At 62.9% G+C, this 21,822-nt stretch carries 20 protein-coding genes and 1 pseudogene; 6 read left to right on the forward strand and 15 right to left on the reverse strand.

Features of this window, described 5'->3' with window-relative positions; all coding sequences use genetic code 11:
• Positions 1–219: pseudogene (locus KIP88_RS31730) on the reverse strand (flagellar protein); the annotation flags it as partial.
• Positions 220–529: 310 nt separating this feature from the next.
• On the opposite strand from KIP88_RS31730, the gene flbT reads away from it, so the two are divergent.
• On the forward strand, positions 530–958 hold the full coding sequence (flbT, locus tag KIP88_RS31735; protein ID WP_214492094.1) for a flagellar biosynthesis repressor FlbT: 429 nt from the start codon (positions 530–532) through the stop codon (positions 956–958).
• A gap of 70 nt (positions 959–1,028) precedes the next feature.
• Here the strand turns inward: flbT and KIP88_RS31740 are convergent, their stop codons facing one another.
• The 5 genes from KIP88_RS31740 to KIP88_RS31760 form a co-directional block, all read right to left on the reverse strand.
• A complete protein-coding gene (locus KIP88_RS31740) occupies positions 1,029–2,906 on the reverse strand; it encodes a flagellar protein (protein ID WP_214492095.1) in 1,878 nt (625 codons plus the stop codon).
• Positions 2,907–2,913: 7 nt separating this feature from the next.
• Positions 2,914–4,794, reverse strand: coding sequence for a flagellar hook-associated protein FlgK (gene flgK / locus KIP88_RS31745; protein ID WP_214492096.1), 1,881 nt, complete (start codon positions 4,792–4,794; stop codon positions 2,914–2,916).
• A 45-nt stretch (positions 4,795–4,839) separates the two neighbouring features.
• Positions 4,840–6,657, reverse strand: a complete 1,818-nt coding sequence (locus tag KIP88_RS31750) for a flagellar hook protein FlgE (protein ID WP_214492097.1) — start codon at positions 6,655–6,657, stop codon at positions 4,840–4,842.
• A 187-nt stretch (positions 6,658–6,844) separates the two neighbouring features.
• Positions 6,845–7,348 carry a peptide-methionine (R)-S-oxide reductase MsrB gene (gene msrB / locus KIP88_RS31755; RefSeq protein WP_214492098.1) on the reverse strand — a complete coding sequence of 168 codons (504 nt, stop codon included), beginning with the start codon at positions 7,346–7,348 and terminating at the stop codon, positions 6,845–6,847.
• 63 nt (positions 7,349–7,411) lie between these two features.
• On the reverse strand, positions 7,412–8,899 hold the full coding sequence (locus KIP88_RS31760; protein WP_214492099.1) for an FAD-binding oxidoreductase: 1,488 nt from the start codon (positions 8,897–8,899) through the stop codon (positions 7,412–7,414).
• 94 nt (positions 8,900–8,993) lie between these two features.
• Between KIP88_RS31760 and KIP88_RS31765 the strand changes: the two genes are divergently transcribed.
• Both KIP88_RS31765 and KIP88_RS31770 read left to right on the forward strand, forming a co-directional pair.
• The gene (locus tag KIP88_RS31765) at positions 8,994–9,548 is read left to right on the forward strand and encodes a histidine phosphatase family protein (RefSeq protein ID WP_214492100.1); all 555 of its coding nucleotides are present in this window, start codon (positions 8,994–8,996) and stop codon (positions 9,546–9,548) included.
• Between the two features lie 158 nt (positions 9,549–9,706).
• Complete coding sequence (locus KIP88_RS31770; RefSeq protein ID WP_214492101.1) at positions 9,707–10,132, forward strand: universal stress protein; 426 nt, start codon at positions 9,707–9,709, stop codon at positions 10,130–10,132.
• Between the two features lie 141 nt (positions 10,133–10,273).
• Here KIP88_RS31770 and KIP88_RS31775 read toward each other — a convergent pair whose 3' ends face one another.
• The 5 genes from KIP88_RS31775 to KIP88_RS31795 form a co-directional block, all read right to left on the reverse strand.
• Positions 10,274–10,423, reverse strand: coding sequence for a hypothetical protein (locus KIP88_RS31775; RefSeq protein WP_214492102.1), 150 nt, complete (start codon positions 10,421–10,423; stop codon positions 10,274–10,276).
• A gap of 13 nt (positions 10,424–10,436) precedes the next feature.
• Positions 10,437–11,675 (reverse strand): Bcr/CflA family efflux MFS transporter, encoded by a 1,239-nt coding sequence (locus KIP88_RS31780; RefSeq protein WP_214492103.1) that lies wholly within the window; start codon positions 11,673–11,675, stop codon positions 10,437–10,439.
• Positions 11,676–11,882: 207 nt separating this feature from the next.
• Positions 11,883–13,061 carry a helix-turn-helix transcriptional regulator gene (locus KIP88_RS31785; RefSeq protein WP_214492104.1) on the reverse strand — a complete coding sequence of 393 codons (1,179 nt, stop codon included), beginning with the start codon at positions 13,059–13,061 and terminating at the stop codon, positions 11,883–11,885.
• Between the two features lie 173 nt (positions 13,062–13,234).
• The gene (locus tag KIP88_RS31790; RefSeq protein ID WP_214492105.1) at positions 13,235–13,465 is read right to left on the reverse strand and encodes a hypothetical protein; all 231 of its coding nucleotides are present in this window, start codon (positions 13,463–13,465) and stop codon (positions 13,235–13,237) included.
• Positions 13,466–13,523: 58 nt separating this feature from the next.
• Positions 13,524–13,760: a DUF1127 domain-containing protein gene (locus tag KIP88_RS31795; protein WP_214492106.1), complete on the reverse strand. Its 237-nt coding sequence runs from the start codon at positions 13,758–13,760 to the stop codon at positions 13,524–13,526.
• Between the two features lie 179 nt (positions 13,761–13,939).
• Here KIP88_RS31795 and KIP88_RS31800 point away from each other — a divergent pair, with 179 nt between their 5' ends.
• Complete coding sequence (locus KIP88_RS31800; RefSeq protein ID WP_214492107.1) at positions 13,940–15,280, forward strand: PLP-dependent aminotransferase family protein; 1,341 nt, start codon at positions 13,940–13,942, stop codon at positions 15,278–15,280.
• 1 nt (position 15,281) lies between these two features.
• Here KIP88_RS31800 and KIP88_RS31805 read toward each other — a convergent pair whose 3' ends face one another.
• Both KIP88_RS31805 and KIP88_RS31810 read right to left on the reverse strand, forming a co-directional pair.
• Positions 15,282–15,890 (reverse strand): YdcF family protein, encoded by a 609-nt coding sequence (locus KIP88_RS31805; protein ID WP_214492108.1) that lies wholly within the window; start codon positions 15,888–15,890, stop codon positions 15,282–15,284.
• A gap of 95 nt (positions 15,891–15,985) precedes the next feature.
• Positions 15,986–16,591: a hypothetical protein gene (locus tag KIP88_RS31810; protein WP_214492109.1), complete on the reverse strand. Its 606-nt coding sequence runs from the start codon at positions 16,589–16,591 to the stop codon at positions 15,986–15,988.
• A gap of 70 nt (positions 16,592–16,661) precedes the next feature.
• Between KIP88_RS31810 and KIP88_RS31815 the strand changes: the two genes are divergently transcribed.
• Positions 16,662–17,096 carry a hypothetical protein gene (locus KIP88_RS31815; protein ID WP_214492110.1) on the forward strand — a complete coding sequence of 145 codons (435 nt, stop codon included), beginning with the start codon at positions 16,662–16,664 and terminating at the stop codon, positions 17,094–17,096.
• A gap of 143 nt (positions 17,097–17,239) precedes the next feature.
• On the opposite strand, the gene KIP88_RS31820 is transcribed toward KIP88_RS31815, so the two are convergent.
• On the reverse strand, positions 17,240–19,642 hold the full coding sequence (locus tag KIP88_RS31820) for an EAL domain-containing protein (protein WP_214492111.1): 2,403 nt from the start codon (positions 19,640–19,642) through the stop codon (positions 17,240–17,242).
• 176 nt (positions 19,643–19,818) lie between these two features.
• Positions 19,819–20,325, reverse strand: a complete 507-nt coding sequence (locus tag KIP88_RS31825) for a ferritin-like domain-containing protein (RefSeq protein ID WP_214492112.1) — start codon at positions 20,323–20,325, stop codon at positions 19,819–19,821.
• A gap of 380 nt (positions 20,326–20,705) precedes the next feature.
• Between KIP88_RS31825 and KIP88_RS31830 the strand changes: the two genes are divergently transcribed.
• Entirely contained in the window at positions 20,706–21,761 is a 1,056-nt protein-coding gene (locus KIP88_RS31830; RefSeq protein WP_214492113.1) for a YbhN family protein, read from the forward strand.
• The last annotated feature ends 61 nt before the right edge of the window (positions 21,762–21,822 follow it).

The following is a 21,822-nucleotide window of genomic DNA, read 5'->3' on the forward strand; positions in this document are numbered from 1 at the left end:
CACCTGCACGCCGTTGCCGATGCCGTCCAGGAGGTTGTTGATGTCACCGGCGCGCGCGTCGAGCGACTGCGCGGTGAAGAAGTTGGTGGGGTTATCGAGGGCCGTGTTGACCTTCTTGCCGGTGGCAAGGCGGTTCTGCGTGGTCGCGAGCAGATCGGCGGTCGACTGCAGCGAGAGGAGGTTCTGGCGAACCGAAGCCGAAAGAACAATACCGGACATCTTTCATACCTTTCTGGTGTGAAATTAAAACGAGCCACTATCCCGACCTCTCGATCGGGCGACGGCTCACTCTGGAAGCAAGTCTCTAAGAAAAAATGAATCTGATCGAACAAGTCGCCCGTAAAGACGGTGAATTTGAAATTAATTCGCCGCGTCCGAATCCACTCCGTATTCCTACGGGTCGCTCGCGAAAAGCCCCCGTCAGACAGGCACAAATCGCATGTTCACTATTCATTAACCATCATCGGAAAGGATGCCGAATCTGCCGGCGGGCAATCGACAGCGCGAAAAGCGTCAAAGGAGAACAGGCATGGCCTTGAAAGTCGAGCTCAAACCGCACGAGCGAATCATCATCGGCGCCTGCGTGATCACCAACACGGACCAGCGCGCCAGGCTGCTGATCGACGGCGACAGGATTCCGATCCTGCGCGAGAAAGACATCCTCACACCCGAGAGCGCCGACACGCCGGCCAAGCTGGTCTATCTCGCCGTGCAGCTCATGTACCTGTCACCGGATCCGATGGCGCATCATCCGACCTATTTCAGCCTCGTGCGCGACATTCTGACCGCGATGCCGAGTGCATGGCCCTTCATCGAAGGGATCAACAACCACATTTTGAACGGCGATCTCTATCACGCGCTGAAAGAATCGAAGAAATTGATCGGCCATGAAGAGCAGATCCTGGAGAGCGCCCGGAAAATGCAATCGCTCGACGAGCCCGATCGCAAATCCGCATAACGATCGCATCGCCTGAAATGAACAGGCCTCCGCAAGGAGGCCTTTTCATTTTTGAGCGGACAAGCCTTCGTCACATCGGCAGGAACTTGGTCAGCGTGGTCTGGTAGAGCATCGACGTGGTTTGATACGACGCCTGCAGGCTGGTCTGCAGCGCCAGGATCTTGGTCGCGACCTCGTCCTGGTTGATGCCCTCGATCTGGTCAAGCATGGTCTGCGCCATTCCCTTGAGCTGGGCCTGGCGGTCGGTCGAGCCCTTGATGGCGCTCTGTGCGCCGGCGAACTCCGCCTGCATGTCCTGAATCGATTGCTGACCGGTCTGCGGCGCCAGGTTTGCCGAAATCCGCTGTTGCAGCGCGTTCACCTGCGCCTTTGAGTTCGGATTGTTGGCATTGGTCGTGACCGCGGAATACACCGCCATGTTCTGCAACTGATAGCGCAACGCCTGCTCGTTGGCGCGCGCGCCATACTGCACCGTGATCGACTGGTCGATGCGCGCGATAGCGGTGCCGCGCGGCGAATCGGTACCGACTTCACCCGTGTACCACGAGACGGTGTTGGCGGACGTGCCGCCGATCAGATTGGTCGCGGTGGCAAACGGCGGACCGTTGACGCGCAACGGCGCCGGATTTGCACTGGCCGGGGCGCTGAAGCCCAGCGACGCGAACGCTGCCGCGTTCGAACTGGAAACCGTCAGGCTCGCGCCGTCACCGCCGTGCAGCGCTATCACGCCGCCGGTGACGGTCGACGGCGTACCGGTGCCGGTGATCGAATCGATCTTTGCCAGCAAGGTCTGCACGCTGTCGGTGATGTTGAGTTGGTTGCCGGTCGCACCCGATGCGACGAAGGTGATCGGCGTGCCGTTGACCGTAATCGTATCGCCCGCCGCAAAGGCCGTGGCCAGAGAATCCGTTCCCGCAGCGCCCGAGAGCAGCGTAGCGCCAGTGATCGGCCCCGGCACCGTCGCCTGATTGTTGACCGCAGTCCCCGTGACGGTAGCGGACGGATTGAAGAAATTTTCGGAAGCCGCGATCGCGGACGCGGCCACCAGCGACGTGTCGCTCAGCGTCTGGATCGAAGACGTCAATGCGGCCTGCAGGTTCGCGGTGGTCGCGACCGTATCGACGCCGATCAGGAACGAGCCCATCGGCGGCGGGTTGGTGGTCGTCGCGGTCAGCGCGATCGACTCGGTGGTGCCGTCGGGCAGGTTGAAGTTGAACGTGATCTTGTCGCCATTGCTCGGATTGACGGCGCCGAGATCGACGGTGACGGATGGCGGCGCGCCGGCTGGCTGTGTCACGGTCGCCCCCGTCAGCGACGAGCTGACCGCGCCGAGCTTCAACCCGAACGACGAACCGTCCTCGGCGAGGCTGGTCACGGTGGTCGTCAACGGCGGCGACGAGACCGCAAGATGCGCCATGTTGCTGACGCCCTGATCGGCCTGGCGGCGTTCGTTGATCAGTTGCTTCAACCCGGCCTGCGTTCCCACGCCGTCGAGCATGACGTCGGCCGACACCGTCGCTGATGTGTCGGTGGTGCGGCCGGAAAACAGATAGCGGTCGCCCGTCTGGCTGTTGAGCAGCGACACCGCATTCGAGAACGCCGCCTGCGCCGTGATCTGGCCGGAGGTTTGACCGTTGTTGTTGAGCACGATGGTCGACGTACTGGCCGCCTTCTTTACCGACGTGCCGATGTCGGTCAATCCCTGCAGCGCAAGGTTGACGACGTTGAGCCTGGTATTGACGTTGGTTGCGGTATCCTTGAACGCGTCGATGCTGCTGACCTGCGCGCGCAAACTGAGCGCAAAGCCGCGATTGGCGCCCTGCCCCGCATAAGTCGTCGAGACCCGGCCGCTGGCAAGCTGCTGCGTCAGATCATCGAGTTGCTTGCGAATATTGAGGATCGAGGTCCCGATATAGGATGTTCTGCCGTTAACGCCATCGATCGACATGAAACCCTCACATGGCCTGGATCAGCGTGTCGTACATCTGCTTGATGGACGACATTACGCGCGCATTGGCGGAATAAGCGTTCTGCAGCGCGAGCAGATGCGCCATCTCGTCGTCGATATTGACGCCCGAGGTATCGGTCACCTTCTTCTGCAGGGTGTTTAGCACCACGGACTGACCGTCGGCGAGTTGCTTGGCCGCGGTCGCGGCTTCGCCCTGCTGGCTGATGAACTGCTTGGCGAAGTTGACCAGCGTGCCGGTGAACGGAGCGCCAGTGGTCCCGATGCCGGTCTGCGGCGAATAACGATAATTCCCCGACTGCAGCTGCGTGAGAATGAAGTCGGAACGCGTGGTGTCGCCCGAAGGCGTCAACGGGCTGGTAGAGAACACGATAGTGCGCGAGGGGTCGCCAAGCAGCCCGAGATTGACGCTGATGCGGCCGGCAAGGCCGGTCTGCTGCGAACCATTGGCGGTGATCGCACCGGAAAAGAGGCCGCCATTATCCGTGAACAGCGGAAGCTGTGGGTTGCCGCTGGTGAGCGAAGACATGGTCGTGGTGACCGACGCCGCCAGCACGTCCGAACGGTTTGGCGCGCCGTCATCCAGAACGCGCAGCGTCGATCCCGACGGGTTTGAGAACTGCAGATCACTCGACCCGAGCGCGGCGTTGAGCTGGGAAACCACCGAAGCCATACCGCCGGCAAAATTGATGCCGAGAACCTCATCGTTCGGATCGAGCGTTGCGGTATTGCTCAGCGGCAGCACGCTCGGATCGTCGACGCGCACGATCGAGAGATTGCGCGTGATGCCAGTGGTGTTGTCCTTGTAGGTAACGTGCATGACGTTACCCGACTGCAATCCCGTGAGATCGAGATCGTAACCGGCTTGCGGCAGGACCGACGCGGGCGCAGCAGTGCCTGATGTCGTCTTGTCCGACAGCGCGCTCGCCATCGACGCCGCGAACTGGTCGATCTGCGCCTGCGCCTTTACCAGCGTGTTGTCGCGCAGCTCGAGATAGGCGGCGATCTTGCCTGAACGAATCGAGTTGGTGGACACCAGATCGTAGCTGCCGCCATGCGGAAAATTGATCGTGATGGTGCCGACGTTGTTCTTGGTCGGATCGGAGTTGTACAGCGTGTTGGGCGTCATCGTGCCCTGCGGATTGAAGCTTAGCTGCGCAGCCTCGGTCCCGACCAATTGCACGCCGGAATTCGTGAATACGGTCACCTGATTGAGGTCGTTTACGACCGTTCTGATGTCCATCAAACTCGACAGTTGCGTGATGTACTGGTCGCGCTGATCCAGAAGCGATGCCGTCGCGGCGTCCGTCTTGCCGTTGTTCTGGAGCTGATTGTTGATGAACGCGATCTGGGCCATCGCGTTGTTCGCCGTAACGATGGAATCGTTGATGCCCATTTCGGCGTTGGCGCGCAGACTCTGAATCCCCTGCGTCGCCGCATTGAGCGTCTGCGCCATCGTCTGCGCGGCGCTGACGGCGCCGATCCGCGCCGACTGCGAGTCCGGGCTGGTCGACAGGCCCTGAAAGGCGGTCAACAGCTTGTTGAACGAGTCCTCGATGGTGCCGGTCTCGGCCGGATTTCCGTAGACGTTCTGCAAATTTTGGAGAAAGGTCGAACGGATATCGGCGTAGGCTGCGCCGGAGGTTTCCGTGCGCAGTTGTGTCTGCAAATACTGATCGAGCTGCCGGTCGACGCCGTGGAGCAGAACGCTCGAGCCGTAGTCGCCGGTCACGCCGGCGGACTGGATGATCGACTTCCTGACGTAACCAGGCGTTTCCGCGTTGGCGACGTTCGATCCGACCAGCGAGATCGCGGCTTGCGTCGCGCGCAGGCCGGACATTGCGGTGGAGAGAGCTTGACTCAAACCCATGACTAATTGCCCATCTCAAATCGCATCGCGAACGGCGTCGCGGAATTAGCGCAGTACGTTCAGGAGATCCTGCACCATCGTGTTGGAAGTCGTGATCACCTTGGTGTTGGCCGAGTAAGCTTGCTGCGTGACGATCAGCTTGGTGAACTCGTCCGCGATATCGGTGTTGGATCCTTCCAGCGACGAACCGACGATGGTTCCGGCCTTGCCGAACAGCGCCTGTCCGGATCCGTCGGTCACCTCGAACGCGCCGCCATTGACGCGCTTGAGGAAGTTGGTGCCGTTGAAGGTCGCTACCGAGATTTCGGCGAGGTCGAGGTTGCGGCCATTGGAATAGTTGCCGACGATGCGGCCGTTGGTGCCGACGCCGACGGACTGCAACTGGCCGGCCGGGAAGCCGTCCTGCTGAATCTGGTTGACCTGCACGTTGCCATTGGCATCCGCGAATTGGGTGACGCCGCCGGTGCCGAAGTTGATGACGGGACTGCCCAGCGCGACGCCGTTGACGACGGCATTGGTGAGCGTGATGTTCGGAACGGCTGGCGTCATCTGGCCAGAGGCAGAGAAGGTGAAATTGGTGTTGACGTTCTGCCACGAGACCTGGGTGCCGGTGGCGTTGGGATTGACCTGGTAGAACAGGTTCCAGGTGTCGGTATGGCCCGCGCCGAGCGTGGCGCTGTCGACCTTGGCCCAGCGGAACTGCAGGTTCACCGGAGCGCCCGAGACGTCGTAGGTCGTGACCGCACCACCCGCGATCGACTCGCCGAGGAACGTCGAGTTGTCGTTGCCGACGACCTGGCCGGTGCCGACGCCGCCGCCGCCGCCGCGCGTCGCCGTCGCGGTGCCGGTAAAGCCGAGTGCGGCCCAGGCCGTGTTATTTGAGCTCGAGACCGTGAGATTGTAGTTGAGGCCGGAATGCAGCGTGATCGAGCCCGAGGAGATCGTGGACGTGTTCGGGGCTGCCGTTCCCTGGAGCGCGTCGATCTTGCCCAGCAAGGTTCCGATGTTGTCGTCGACGTTGATCTGGTTGGCGCCGACGGCGGTGCCCGACGCCATGAAGGTGAGGGTTTGGCCGTTGACCGTGATGGTGTCGCCCGCGACGAAATTGGAAGAGATCGAGTTAGTGCCGGCAATGCCGCTAAGCAGGGTCGCGGCCGTGTTCGCAACCGACGGCGTCGCTTTGTTGTTCTGGCTGGTGCCGCTCCTGGTGGCGTCGGTATAGGGCGCCATAGGCGTGCCGAGCGCCAGCGGATTATGTCCGGCGCTGTACGATCCGGGGATGATCAATTCCGATCCGGGAACGGAAACGTCATGCTTGGTGGTCAGCGGATAGCTGGCGAGGTTGGCGCGATAGTCGATCCTGGTGGTTTGCTGCGCCGGCAAAAAGTCGTTCTGGAATCTGAGGACCTGCGGCGAACTGCCGGATGGGTTGCCGGTGGTCGGGTCGATCGGCACGCCCTGCAGATAATAGCCGGCGCCGTTGACGAGATAGCCGCTCTTGTCGAGCTGGAAGTCGCCGCGGCGGGTATAGCGGTCGACGCCGTCGAACACCGGCGTGCCGTCGGTGAAGTTGCCGGGCTTTTGCACCGCGAAAAAGCCGTTGCCGTTGATCGCCATGAAGGTCGCAACCGAGGCCGTCTGCACGTCGCCCTGCACGGAGTTGGTGGAGCGGGATTGCGTGGTCACGCCGCCGGCAAGTTGCGCGGTCGCTGAGGTCTGCGGAATCAGATCGAGGAAGGAGGTGTCGACGCGCTTGAACGCCGTTGTCTGCGAGTTGGCGATGTTGCCCGAGACGTTTTCCAGCGCGTAGGAGTTGGCGCGAAGGCCGCCGACCGCGGTGGTGAGTGCGCCGAAGATACCCATGACATGTTCTCCAAATTCGATCCGGGCGGCTCGCCGTTCCGGGGAAACCGAGGCCGCGTCGGGAGAACATGTCGCAAGCGTTGTGCCAAACTACAAAACCAATAAAAATCAAAGACTTGAGAAAAAAGCCCCGGTCCGAAGACCGGGGCACATTTGCCGAGCGGGCAACAATTGCCGGGCAGCGCCCTTATGACGCCTGTGGCCCGGCCGGGTGAAACACCAGGCCAAACCCGTCGATGCAATAGCGCAAGCCGGTTGGTTTCGGCCCGTCGTCGAAGACGTGACCCATATGTCCACCGCAACGGCGGCAGTGGACTTCCGTGCGCGTCATCCCGAACGTCGTGTCCTTGGTTTCGCCAAGAGCATTGTCGAGCGGCTTCCAGAAACTCGGCCAGCCGGTGCCGCTGTCGTATTTGGTCTCCGAGGAGAACAGCGGCAGATCGCAACCGGCGCAGGCAAAGATGCCCTTGCGTTTTTCCTTCAGGAGCGGGCTGGAACCCGGCCGCTCGGTGCCGTGCTTGCGCAGGATTTCATACTGCTGCGGCGTGAGCTGTGCGCGCCATTCGGCGTCGGTTTTTTCCACCTCGAACTTCTTCTCGGCGGCTTGCGCCGGCGCGGTGCGCAGCCAGCGGAAAGCGGCAAGGCCAAACAGGCCGGCGACAGATGCGAGCAGGATACGGCGGTCGGTCATGGAAATCTCCGTGCGAGGCGGACGTGACGTTTCGCCATCAGGTACGGCCCACGGGCAGCGAAGTTACACGGATCCGTCCCGAATTCTCTCACTTTCCTGCGAGGGGACAACGGGTGCCCCACCGTCCTGCATCTCCACCGGCCGCGGCGGCTGTGGACGCACCGGGCGCGGCCCAGCTGGCGGGCGGCGCGGCAGCCCGGTTCCGGCCTGCCGGTTGGCCTCCGCCAATCGCGCCTCGCGCACGTGTTCCCGGGCGCGGGCGCCTTCGCGGTAACGGGCCAGCGCGCCGGCCGCAGCGGAATGGCCCCGCCCCCACAGGCCGATCAGATGGCCGGCGACGCGGCCGGTGGCGCCACCCGCCCAGACCAGCTCGAACGGCGAGAACAGTTTCCACCGTTCCTCGCCCCACAGGATGCTGCGCGCGATGACCTGCCCCGCCATCGCCGAGGTGTTCAGCCCCTGGCGGCCGAAGCCGCTGGCGACCCACAGCCCTTTGCGCAACTGGCCGATCTGCGGCATGCCGTGCACGGTCACCCCGACCGCGCCGCCGAACACGTCTGATATCGGCACCTTGCCAAGCTGGGGGAATATCGTGGCAATGCGGCGCTGAACGACGGGACCAAAGCGGCGTGGCCGCGCCTCCCAGGTGGTTTCCGGGCTCGCCCACATCAGCCGGTCGCCGTCGACGATCCGGAAATGATCGATGCCGTCACTGTCGGCCACCGACCCCTTGAAGGCGATCACCTCGCCCAGCCGCTCGCCGAGCGGCTCCGTTACCGCGGCATAGCGCCAGACCGGCAGCAGCGTCTCCGACAGGCGGCGCAACGGGGCGCCGAGATGAACGTTGCCGGCCAGCACGATATGCGAGGCGCGCAGCCGCGCCGACGGCGTCACGATGCGCTTGCGAATCCCCGAGGAATCGATGCTGACGACAGGCGTATCCTCGAAGATGCGCGCGCCCGCCCGCCTCGCCTGCGTGGCCAGACCGTGGATGTATTTGCGGCCGTCGATCTGGAACGCACGCGGATAATAGATGCCGTGGAAATAGCGTGCAGTCCCGAGCTCACCGCGAACGCGATCGACCTGCCATCCCTCGACCTCGGTCTCGAAATCCTCGCTCAGCGTCTGCAGCCGGCTGATCAGCGTTTCGCCGGCGTCGACGGTGGAGACCTCCAGCGCGCCCTCGGTCAGCGTAATTCCCGGCATCGCCTCTTCGGTGGCGGCGGCGCGAACGTAATCGGCGCCCTCCTTCGACATCGCCCACAGCTCGCGCGCGTCCTCCAGGCCGACGCGCTCGATCAGGTCGCCGATCGGAAGACTATAGCCCGGCATCACCGTGCCGAGCTGATGGCCGGACGCGTTCCAGCCGACATGCCGGCCTTCGAGCACGGCCACGCTGGCGCCGAGGCGTGCGGCCTCCAGCGCCACGGTGAGGCCGGCAAGTCCGGCTCCCACCACGCAAATGTCAACATCAAGGTCGAATGACAGACGCGAGCGAAAAGGCGCGTCGTCGTCGGGGCCGTTGGTCGCACTTGTGAAAGTCTCGGGCATGGCGTTTCTTACGGACCGCTGCAGCGCTTGTCACCTTATCCGGGACATGAGCTTGTAGATTAGTCCAGACTAAGACCGAATCGAGATCGCGCCCATGCGCCGTTTGATGCTGCTGCGTCACGCCAAGACCGAACACCACGCGCCTTCTGGCCATGACCAGGACCGCCGTCTCGACGAGCGCGGCCGGCTGGATGCCGCCGCCATCGGAACCTGGATCGGCCGGCATCCGCCCTTTCCCGACGCGGTGCTGGTTTCGACCGCGGTGCGGACGCAGCAGACCTGGGAGATCGCGCGCGATGCGATGAAGGATGCAGTGCGGGAACGGCTGCCGCACCCCAAGGTCGAATTGCTCGACGAACTCTACGGCGCCGAGCCGGCGCAGCTCCTGCGGATCATCCGCATGGCCGAGGTCACCGATCCCGCGCGCTTGATGCTGATCGGCCACAATCCCGGCATGCACGAGCTGGCGCTGATGCTCGCCGGCAGCGGCGATGCGGCGGCGAAGAAATCACTCGAGGACAATCTGCCAACCGCTGGCCTTGCCATCCTGGATTTTGCGATCGAGGACTGGAGCGAGGTGGCGTTCCGCCGCGGCAAACTCGTGCGCTTCACCAGCCCGAAATTGCTGAAGCAGGCGCTGGACGATTGAGGCAGGCGGACATCCCTGCCCCGCCATGCTAAGCTCTTCACGACATGGTTTTCGAGCGAATTAAGAACAAGTTCGCGTAAAAGAAAACGCGTCAAAACAAAAGGCTCGAGCCCGATCCTGATAAGTCAGGACCGAACGGGCTTTGGCAGGAGGCGCAGATGTTCAAGTCGATTCTCGTGCCGATCGACCTGGCCGATACCGATCTGGCCAAGCCCGCGATCGCAACGGCTGCGACGCTGTCGCAGACCTGGAACGGCTCGGTGCGCCTGCTCAACGTATTGCCGATGACGCCGGTGATGCTGGCTGAATATGTGCCGGCCGATTTCGACGCCCAGCAGCGCGCCACCTCGGAAGAAGCGCTTACCATCGTGGCGACGGAATCCGGCATCGAGGCGTCGCGCATTTCTACCGCGGTGCGGCAGGGCGGCATCTATCACGAGATCCTCGAAGAGGCGGCGGCGATCAAGGCCGACCTGATCGTGATGACCTCGCACCGGCCGGCGATGCGGACCTATTTCCTCGGCTCCAACGCCGGCCACGTGGTGCGCTATGCCAAGTGCTCGGTGCTGGTGGTGCGGCACTAGGCCGCCAACAGCGCGCCCAGACAAAAAACGCAAAACAACCCCATGCAAAGTAGAATGAGCCCCGGCTCGCAGCGCTCGCGCCGCCAGCGTCCGGGGCTCGAGATGGTCCGTCGTCACGGCCCGGCCTGATCTCATCCTGCTCTAATTTCCGATCGTGGCGATGGTAGCCAGACTCGAACAGGCGTCTTTCACGACGACGTCGAGTTCGTGCACGGCAAACCCAAACGCCAGCGCGAAGCCGGCAATCAAGACTGCCGTAGCGACCTGCACAATCGTGCCGCGCAGCCGCATTCGACTTCGTTCTCTATAATTGAAGGCGCGATTGTTTCAGTTGCCCTTCCCACCCGTGCAGGACCAGCGCGGCAAGAGATGTCAGGGCCAACACGGCTCCAAGCCCGATGGCCGGCTCGCTGGAGAGAATCGCTGCGAGCGACACGCCGCACGCCGCCCCCGCCATTTGCGAAAAGCCGAACAAGGCCGCCGCGAGGCCGGCCCTGTCGCCAAATGGCGATAGCGCGGCCGCGCTCGACAGCGGGCTCGCTATTCCCACCCCGAACAGGAAGAGCGAAGCGGTGGCGAGAAACGGCAACAGCGCGTCGTTCCCGGTCAGCACAACGGCAAGCAGCAAGAGAGCTCCGAGGGCCGCCAATGCCAACCCAGCCAACGTCGCAAGACGGGAACCGAACCGCGCCGATAGTCTTGGCGCCAGCATGCCGGCACCGAACACCAGAAAGACAACGCTGGCAAACAGCGAACCGATCGTGATCGGCGACAAGCCGAACCCTTCGAGAAGCACGCGCGGCGCGCCCGAGAAGACAGCGAACACGCCGGCCATCAGAAGGCTTGCGGTTCTGGCAGGCGCTGCAAACCGCGCGTCCCGGATCAGGCCGAGATAGCAACCGGCAATTTTGAGCGGATGCAGCGAATTGTCGGCGGCTGCCTTGGTTTCGCCGACGAAGACAACATACGCCGCCCCGGCGCAGATGGCGAAAACCGCGACAAACGCAAATTCAAAGCGCCAGCCGAAAAGATGATCGAGCGCGCTGCCGACAAGGGGCGAGAATCCCGGCGCAGCCGCGGTGGCGATCGTGATCGACGCCATGACCTTTCCGAGCGCCTGGCCGTCGAACAGATCCCGCGCGATCGCGCGCGACAGCACGGCGACCGTACATGCTCCGGCAGCTTGTATCGATCGGCCGATCAGCAGACCCAACAGATCGCCTGCGAGGGCGCACCATATCGTTCCCTGCACGAAAATGCAGAGCCCGATCAGGATCGGCATTTGTCGTCCCAGCCGGTCCGACAACGGGCCGACGATCAATTGGCCCACGGCAAAGATCGCCAGAAAAACCGTTATGCTCGAAGTGACGGCCGCGCTGGAGACGTGCAGATCGGCCGCGATTGCCGGCAGCGAGGGTAGAAAGATGTTGGTTGCCAGGCCTCCCGTCGCGGCGAACGCGCAAATCACCGCTCTGCGGGCTGTCGCTGTTCGCTGCCTGGGTTCGGTTGCCGACGCCTTGCTCGGAATGGCTTCAATGCTCATTGCTGATCGCCTGCGTTGCCACGGCGCTTCCGGCCGGACGCTTGCGATCCTGAACAATTGCCTTTTGGCTGTCGTCCTACGAATACTGGAGGAATTGTCGGATCGTCGGCATCGCGGCGTTACGCCGCGCCATGCCGGATGCTCGACGCTGTCAGCGCGACAAGCGCAGTTCAAAGAGGCGACGTAGCGTGATGAACCTGACCGCGCTCAGTCGGCCAGCGGCGTCGCATATCCCGCCACGAGCTTGACGAGATCGGCCTGCCGCGAGGTGCCTGTCTTTTCGAACAGGCGGCTGACATGGGTCCTGATCGTCGTGTCGGCAACACCGAACGCGGTGGCGACTTCCGGAATGCCGCCAACCTCGACGATCGCGAGCAACACGCGAAGCTCGGTCGGCGTCAGCCTGAAAGCGCTGCCGATGGCTTGAGGCGCGGAAGACACCGCCAGGGTCGCCTGGCGAACGAACAGGGCCGCCGCGGCAGTATAGACAACACCGGCGCGGCGTCGCGCTCCCGACGTCAATGGCAGCGCATGGGCGATATAGCGCTCGCCGTTCTTTCCGATCAGAGGCACGGCTATCCCCTTGACGCCGAGGGCGGCGTCGCTCTGCCCCGCAGCGGCAAAAACCTCCCGCAAGGTCCGGTCAACCTGCGCATCGCTGGCGACCAGCCGACCGCCCACCGAACTCAGGATATCGCTTGCGCCGAGAATGGCATTGCCGGCTGCGTTGGCATGGATGAGACGCGCGGTCGCATCGACGAGAAACATTCCCGCAGCAAGCCCGTCGAGCGTATCGATGAAGGTCGCAACTTCCGCCGCCGTGAACTCGAACATCTTGCCGATCAACACGGCGCGCCTGATATGCGGAGCGATCAGCCTCATGTGCCGGCGCGCCTGGTCGTCGACGAGGCCGTTTCGCTGGTGGCGGAACACTCCGAAGATGGCCGTGCTGATTGTTGTCCTGTCGACCACCGCACTCAGGAACTCCACCAGTCCCTGAGGCTTGGCCCACTGACGATACAACTCGCTCTGGATGAGGTCTGTGAACGGCATCAGGTCAGTGCTCGCGATCGGCACCTCAAGGTCGCCGAGAAAGTGTCCCTCCGCCGCCGGATAGATCTGTTGAAAGAGGGCAATCGGCACAGGCCTCTGGTATCCGAAGGCGTGCAAACTCATGACGTGTTGAGCGCCAACGTCCTTGCAGAAAAGCGCTGCGCCGCAACCGCCGACAAAGTCGGCCACCTTTACGATAGCGCTCTCCCAAAGCGAGGGATCGATGGCGGCATCGTAAACGATGCCAATCAGGTCGCTCAGGTGTTGCTGATCATGCGGAGTGCCTGTCGCGGTCCGTTCGGGGACCGATCGCAGATGTGACACTGTATTCATTCCAAAACGTGCCTCGCGGGGAAATACGGTAATGCGGCTCTGCGCTTTTCCGATGATACGGGCACATCGTCCGCTCAAAATATATTGATCCGGTCGCCGGGAATAACGGCCATCCTTCAATTGGAGGATGCACCGGGAACGCAACCTTCCCGGTGCGAGGCGCCGTGCCAGCGTCAGAACGCGACGCGAACGCCGCCTCTGGCGATACCAATGCGGCTCTGGTCGGACATCGCGACGCCCTCCACCGCGCCGAACAGTGCGACATTCCCAGCGGTATAGTAGTCGAAGCCGGCGCCAAACGCCGCACCCGCCGTGCTGCCAGTCTCGCCACGGATGCCGCTGCGATTTGCGCCCGCTCCCGCAATGGTGCCGAAGTGATCGCGCGTGGCGCGGTACGCGGACAAAAAAAGCCCGGTCGATCGACCGGGCCGTTTGATGTGCAGAGCGACCAAACCAGGCGCCTTACATGATGCGCCCGAAATCCGGATCGACGTTGCCGCGCACGGCCGATTCAATCCGGCTGCGTTCGATGCCGATGTCGCGGAGCGCACGATCGTCCAGTTCGCTCAGTGTCTGGATGGCCTGGCGGCGCGCGAGATAGGTGACGATGCCATTTACCCAGCTTCCGAGGACGCGGAAGAGACCGCCCGGGACGCTTTGGGGAGCAGGTTGGCCTGCCGTCGAATAGATCGTGGTCATCGCACTTCTCCTTGCTTTCACGCGGCAAGCCTCTGCCGCCGGCGCAAACGCTTGCGAGAGCGCTTGCACCCTAATGGACCGATTGTTTGCACCCCTCTCAGTGCAATCTCTGGCTTGATGGTTCCAAAATGATCCGATACACTTCTCGGTGCAAGGAAAACATTGCTCTCGGTGCAATTATGTCAAAATTCGAGTACCTGAAGCTTGCCGATACCGTCGCCGCCGAGATCGCCAATGGCGGACTCAAACCCGGCGACCGCCTGCCCCCGCAGCGCAGCTTTGCCTATGAGCGGAAGATCGCTGTCTCCACCGCGAGCCGCGTCTACACCGAGTTGCTCCGCCGCGGCCTCGTGGTCGGCGAAGTCGGGCGCGGCACGTTCGTTTCGGGCGAGACGCGCCGCGGCATCGCCATGCCGACCGAGCCGCGCGGCGCGCGCATCGATCTGGAGGTGAACTATCCGATCCTGCCGACGCAATCGGTGATGATCGCAAGAAGCCTTGCCGGGCTCGAACGCCCCGAAGTGCTCGATCTCGCGTTGCGCCACTCGACCACGACAGGCACACAGGCGGCACGGACCATTTCCGCCGAGTTTCTCTCCCGCGAGGATTGGTCTCCGGCCGCGGATCAACTCGTCTTCACCGCGAACGGCAGGCAATGCATCGCCGCCGCGCTGGCGGCGATGGTGCCGAGCGGCGGCCGCTGCGGCGTCGAGGCGCTGACCTATCCCTTCATCAAGGATATCGCCGCCAGGCTCGGCGTCACGCTGGTGCCGCTCGCGATGGACGAGAACGGTATTCGCCCGGACGCGGTGCAGAAGGCCCACCGCGAGGCGCATTTGTCGGCGCTGTACGTTCAGCCGACGATTCAGAATCCGCTCGGCATGACCATGCCGCAGGCGCGCCGGGCCGATTTGTTGCGCGTCGTCGAGAAGCTCGGCCTCACCGTCATCGAGGACACGGTCTATGGCTTTCTCGACGAGGAAACGCCGATGGCCGCGCTCGCGCCGGATAGCTGCATCACGCTCGACAGCCTGTCGAAGAAGGTGGCGCCCGGCCTTGCGCTCGGCTTCATCGTTTCGCCGCCGCGCCTGCGCGAGCGCATCATGGCCGCGGTTCGCTCGGGCGGATGGACGGCTTCCGGATTTGCCTTTGCCGCCGGACAAAGGTTGATGGCGGATGGCACGGTGGCCGAGCTGTCACGCCTGAAACGGATCGATGCGGCGCGGCGCCAGCAGATGGCGGCCAGATACCTCGCCGGCTTCGAAATCCAGGCCAACGCCAAATCCTACCATCTCTGGCTCACTTTGCCCCAGCATTGGCGCTCGCAGACATTCGTCGCGGCCGCGGCCCGGCGCGACATCGCGCTGACCCCTTCGACCACCTTCGCCGTGATCCCCGGCCATGCCCCCAACGCCGTCCGCCTGGCGCTCGGCGCCCCCTCTACCGAACAGCTCGATCTGGCGCTGCGAACGCTCTCGGGAATGCTGACGGCGAAAGAAGACTGCGATACGACCGAATAATCTATCGGCCGCGCGTTTCGCTCCCCGGCCACTCCGCGATAAAGCCGCTGGCCTTGTACGGCTCGATCTTGTCCCATTCATTGAGCATGCGGCGCGAGAATTCAGCGTCGGTGTGCCACAGCGCCCGCGGCGTCCTGAAGCTGTCGACCATGACCAGCATCTTCTCCACTTCCGGCCAGTGACGATGCAGCGTCATCGGATAGCGGCGCGCCGTCCAGCTATTGCCGAGACAGATCACGCTGCGGATGTTGGCGAGCCCGAGCGCTTCCTCGATGATCGGCAGCGAGAAGATCACGTTCTCGCCGGTATTCATCGCGCGATCCTCTCTCAGGATCATGTCAGCCGGAACGCCGCGCACAACCATTGCACCGGCAATGATCTCGCATTCCGACAGATCGGAGCCCGGCGTCACACCGCCGCTCACGATTGCCCAGCGAAAAAACCCTTCGCGCCACAGCCGGCAGGCTTCATCGACGCGCTCGTCGACATCCTCGCGCGTGCCGAACACGAACAGCAGGTCGGCCGGCCGTAGCGGCGTCTCGATCAGATGCCGCGCATTGATCGCGGCAATCTCGGCTTCGGTCGGCGATCGCGTCGTCGGGATTGTCACGGCCACTCGCTTCGTATCAGGAAATGCCGCACAGACTGCCGTGCCCTGCGGCGCTTAGCGAAATCACATTTCGTGTCGCTTGATTGCGAATCAAACTACGGCAGCAATGTCTCGGGAAGCGCGTCGAACGAATATCTGCGCGGCCGATTGCGCTTGATGAAGCCGCCGATGGTCCAGGCAAACCAGATCGCCATGCCGACCAGAAACAACGCACCGGTGAATTCGGAAGTGGCAAGCGCCCGGACGAGAAGTCCGACCATGGCGATCGCCAGCAACGCCAGCATCACGACCGCCACGGCATAGGTCACCGTCCCGATGCCGCCGGTCAGGGAAGCCTTGCTGCCTGCCGCCTTCATCCTTCGATGCAGCTCGGTGATGAAGGCGCGGTAGCCCTGGTCCTGCGGCGTCATCAGCGAGACGGTCTGCCAGGTCGTCGAAAGGATGGCGATCCGCCCCTCCCCGGTCCTTGCGATGTCGGCGCGGAAGCGGCGGGATTGCATCGACATCGGTCGATACGACAGACGAATCGAAGCGATATCGGCATAGGGCCACACGCCGGACCGGCGGCCGATCCGCCACGACAATCCGGCATCCGTCAGTTCGAATTGATACGCCGACGAGATCAGTGACGCCTTGTAGACGTAGCTGATCGTGCGCGCACCCTCGCCTTCCCCGGCCTGGTTCGGTAGCGATGTCGGCAATTCAAAATATCCCGTGTCGTTTGAAGCCGCCTGCTTGCGCGGCGAGCCGGCTTTACCTTACAAGCGGGCCATGGCCGAGACGACTTATTTTCCGCGCCGCCTGATCTTGGCCGGCGCGATAGTTTCCGGAGTGCTGCTGGCGCTGGCCGTGCACATGCTGGGCGCGCGTTACGGCCTCGATCTCGGCGGCCTGTGGCGGTCCGATACCAGCGAATTCATGCCCGCGGGCGCGGCGATCGCGTGGTGGCTGATCGCGACCGTGGGCTTTTCCGGCGGCTATTTTACCGCCGACCTGATGCACAGCGCGGCCTCGGGCCAGATTCCGCAGCGGATGCGCCAGTTCCTGATCGCCGTCGGCGTGCTGATCCTCGCCGGCGCGGGACAGGCCGCCTCGGCGCCGAGCCCCGTCCCGACCATATCAGGCGTGCTGGCGGGCCTTGCAGCCCTATGCCTCGGCGCGGCAATGGCGTTCTGCGGCGCGCATTTCGCGCTGCGTCAGGCCTAAGTTATAGCGTTTTCGAGCGAAGTGGATACCGGTTCGCATAGCAATCAAGCTTGCGCAGATTGCGTAGACTTATCTGCGGTAGAAAACGCGTCAAAACAAAAATCCAGAGCTTCGGTTCTGCTTCAATCAGAACCGACAATGCTCTACGCGCTCATGCGCTGCCGCGGCTGTGTCAGCATCCCCTCCACCTCGGCGGCGGGACGCGGCTTGCTGAACAGATAGCCTTGCGCCTGCGTGCAACCCTCCTGGCGCAGGAGATCGAATTGCGCGTCGGTCTCGACACCTTCAGCCGTGGTGACGATGCCGAGGCTCTTGCCGAGGCCGGTCACCGCCCGGACGATCGCCATCGAATCAGCGCGCGTCGCCAGTTCGCTCACGAACGAACGGTCGATCTTGATCTTGTCGAACGGAAAGCTGCGCAGGTAGCTCAAGGACGAGTATCCCGTTCCGAAGTCGTCGAGCGAAATCCTGACGCCAAAGGCGCGAAGCTCGTGCAGAACCGCCAGCGTTGCCTCGCTGTTCTGCAGCAGCACTGATTCCGTGATTTCCAGTTCGAGCCGATGCGGCGGAAGGCCGGAGGCTTTCAACGCCTCCTTCACGGTCGATACCAGGCTGGGATTCCTGAATTGCACCGGCGATAGATTCACAGCGACGCCGACATCCCGCGACCAGCCAGCCGCGTCCACGCAGGCCTGGCGCAACACCCAATCGCCGAGCGGAACGATCAGGCCGGTTTCTTCCGCCAGCGGAATGAAATTGACCGGAGAGATCATGCCGCGCAGCGAATGGTTCCAGCGCACCAGGGCTTCGAAGGCGACCACCACGTCTTTGGCAACGTCGCGGATCGGCTGGTAATAGACTTCGAATTCCTCGCGCTGCAGTGCCGCACGCAAGTCGAGTTCCAGGATCCTCCGCGCCTGGGCGCGGGCGTCCATCCCGGTCTCGAAGAAGCGATAGGTGCCGCGGCCGTCCTCCTTGGCGCGATAGAGCGCGAGATCGGCTTTCTTGAGGAGTTCGTCCGGGTTCTTGCCATCCTCCGGCGCCAGCGAAATGCCGATACTGACGCCGATGACAAGCTGGTGCCCGGCGATTTCGTAAGGAGCCGAAACGTGCTCGACCACGTGGCTGGCGAGCAAGGCAACGGCGGACGGATCGCAATCGCTGCAGAACTGCACGATCGCGAATTCGTCTCCGCCCAGCCGCGCGACCGTGTCGTGGTCGGTGATGCATTCGCCGAGACGGCGGGCGACTTCCTTCAGGAGCGCGTCGCCGACGGGATGACCGAGCGAATCATTGATGTCCTTGAAATGGTCGAGGTCGAGACAGAGCACCGCAAGCTGATCGCTGCGTTTGGCAAGCCGCAAGGCCTTTTCCAGTTGCTCGCGGAACAGCGTCCGATTCGGCAGGTTGGTCAGCGCGTCATGGCGCGCCATATGCGAGATCTGTTCCTGGACGGCCTGCCATTCGGTGATGTCCTCGAAGGTGGCGACCCATCCGCCGCCCTTCATGGGCTGATCGACCACGCGAAGCGAACGTCCGTTGCGGCTCACCGTCCTGGTCACGCTGTTGCCGGCCTTGGCCGCAGCGATCACGCTGGCGACGAACTGATCGGGATCACCGTCCCATCGATCAAGCGCTTTCTGCTGCCGGAGCACATCGAGCAGCAAACGCCCCTGGAGGGCCATGCCGGTCCGTCCCATCATCTTGGCATAGCGGTCGTTGTACAGGAGGATGCGGCCATCCGCATCGAACATGGAAAGTCCCTGCGACATGTTGTCGAGCGCGGTGTCGAGCAGGACTTTCTGCTTATGGAGTTCGCCCTTCGCGCGGCGGTCGATCATGGCCGCCAGCAGCGATAGACCGAGGATGGCGAAGGCCGCGACCGCCGTCAGGAATGAAAGCGCGGTCGGAGATATCGACATCCCGTCAGTACCGAGGGTCGGGTCGGGAATGAGCGTGACGGCGCCCATCGCCGTAAAATGATGCGAAACGATGGCAACCGTCAGCAGCCCGGTGGCGGCCACGGTATGGAGGGGATTGTCACGACGTACGGCGACAAGAAGCGCGATGGCCGCAAACAGGCTGCCAAACACAATCGAGGCCACAACGAGGCCGGGCGACCACACAATGAACGCCGGAAGCTCGAGTGCCGCCATGCCGGTATAGTGCATTGCTGCGACACCGCCGCCAATGACGGCGCCGCCGAGCGCAATCGCCGACTGGCGCGCGCTGGACAATGCAATGCACAGGCCGATGGCGACAATGCTTATCGCGAAGACCAGCGACAACAGGGTGACGGGTATGCTGTATCCGGCGCCTGCGCCGGGATCGTACGCCAGCATCGCGACAAAGTGGGTGGCCCAGATTCCGCAGCCGCCGACGGCCGCATCGAGGCCGATCCAGGTCGCGCGCGTTCGGCCGCGCGAGGCCCTGGCACGATGAAACAGGCTGATGGCGACCGCGCTGGCGAGCCAGCAAATGGTGCCGGCCAGTACGACCAGGCGCCAGTCATGCTCAGCGGTGAGACAAGTCAGGACACGATACATTACAGACCCCCGATGGGCCTGTAACAGCAGTCCTATTCGTATATTTGAGGTAACCGCCGCGGCTCAGTTGCGCGGATGGTGAACAAACGCTTTTGGCATGCAAGGCGGCGACCTGGCATGGAAACGCCGCGCGAGGCCCTTCCTGCGCGGCGTTTTGCCTCATTTAACGGACGAAATCAGCTTGCGGCCCGCAGATTGACCTTGCCTTCCGCCAGCGAGGTCAGCTTCTGGTCGGTGATCTTTTCCTCATCGAGCGTCTTCTGCAGGATGCTGGCGCAGTCATTGCGTCCAAGCTGCCGCGCCCACGCGATCAGGCTGCCATAGCGGGTGATCTCATAGTGCTCGGCGGCCTGCGCGGCGTTGATCAGGGCTGCGTCCAGCACAGCCTTGTCAGCGATCTCGCCCGCGACGTCGTCGGCTTCCTCGATGATGCCGTCGATCGCCGGGCAATCGGCCGCCTTCACCTCGGCGCCGTGCATGCGGAATACCTCCTCGAGGCGTTGCACATGCGTCCTGGTTTCATCCAGATGGGTCAAAAAGCCCTGTTTAAGCTGCTTGTCGGTCGCTTTTTCCGCCATCCTCGGCAGGGCCTTCACGAGTTGTTTCTCGGCGTAATAGATGTCCTGCAGTTGATGAACGAACAGGTCGTCCATGGTCTTGATGTCTCTGGTGAAGAGTCCCATTGCGGTCATCCTTCATTTGGGGAACATGCAGGCGCAGGCCATTTCCCGGCCGGATATCCGCTTCATGTTCGATGCTGATGGGAGCTAACCGGCTTGCGAAAAGGATGTTCCTAAGGGCCTCGAAAACGCCGTGATGGAACGGACGGAACGGCAAAATGACCACGCGGAACGGACCTCGTTGCGACTCAAAATCGTTAACGCGGCGACATATGTAGGGCGTATGACAAAGACGGCGCACGAAGCCAAAAGGCATGCTTGTCAAGGGCTGCACAACGGCTCGGTTTTGCCTTATGGGTTTCGAGCGCGGTGCCTCTGACCGTCGACTGTCACCAGTGGTGACAGGTCCCATCTTTACGTATTACCCCTCGCCGGGAGGATGAATGCATCGGCTGCTGACCGCGCTCAGGCGTGGCTTCAAGGAGAAGATCGGCTGGAAACGGCTAGGGATCGCTGCGAGTCTCCTCATCATCATCTTTGCGGTTACGCATCTGGTTCGCACCCTGAAAGGGGTGGACACCGGAATTATCCTGACCGCGCTGACGGAGATTGCCCCGCATCGCATCGCGCTGGCTGCGCTGTGCGTGGTGGGGGCGTTTTGCACGCTGACCTTCTATGATTTCTTCGCATTGCGAACCATCGGCAAGATGCACGTCCCCTACCGCATCGCCGCGATGTCGAGCTTCACCAGCTACACCATCGGCCACAATATCGGCGCCACCGTCTTTACCGGCGGTGCGATCAGGTTCCGGATCTATTCCGATTACGGACTGACCGCGATCGATGTCGCCAAGATCTGCTTTCTCTCGGGCCTGACCTTCTGGCTCGGCAATCTGTTCGTGCTCGGCATGGGCATGGCCTGGCATCCCGAAGCGGCAACGGCGATGGATCTGCTGCCGCCGGCGATGAACCGGTTGATCGCGCTCGGCTGCCTTGCCGGCATTGCCGCCTATTTCGTCTGGCTGCTGATGGGCGAGGGTCGCCGCGAACTCGGTCAGAACGGCTGGAAGGTCGTGCTGCCCTCTGCCCGGCTGACGCTGCTGCAGGTCCTGATCGGCGTCGTCGATCTCGGCTTCTGCGCGCTGGCGATGTATCTGCTGATGCCGATGACGCCGCATATCGATTTCGTTTCGCTGGCGGTGGTCTTCATCCTCGCAACGCTGCTCGGCTTTGCCAGTCACGCGCCCGGCAGCATCGGCGTGTTCGACGTCGCGATGCTGGTGGCGCTGCCGCAGTTCGGCAAAGAAGACTTGCTGGCGACGCTGCTGGTGTTCCGGATCCTGTACTTCCTGATCCCCTTCGGCATCTCGATTTGGATCATGGGCACACGCGAACTCTGGCTCAGCGTGCTGCAACCCTGGCTGGAACGGCGCCGGCTCGGCGAAGCCTGCACGGCCAAGGCCCGGGTGCGACCACCGATCAAGGGCCGGCAATCCTGAGGCTGGTAACGGCGTCGTTATCTGCGCCGTCTGGTCTTTTGAGGCAGAGCTGCCTCATTCT

This window comes from Bradyrhizobium sp. SRL28 (assembly GCF_018596315.1).
In the GTDB taxonomy this organism is placed as follows: domain Bacteria; phylum Pseudomonadota; class Alphaproteobacteria; order Rhizobiales; family Xanthobacteraceae; genus Bradyrhizobium.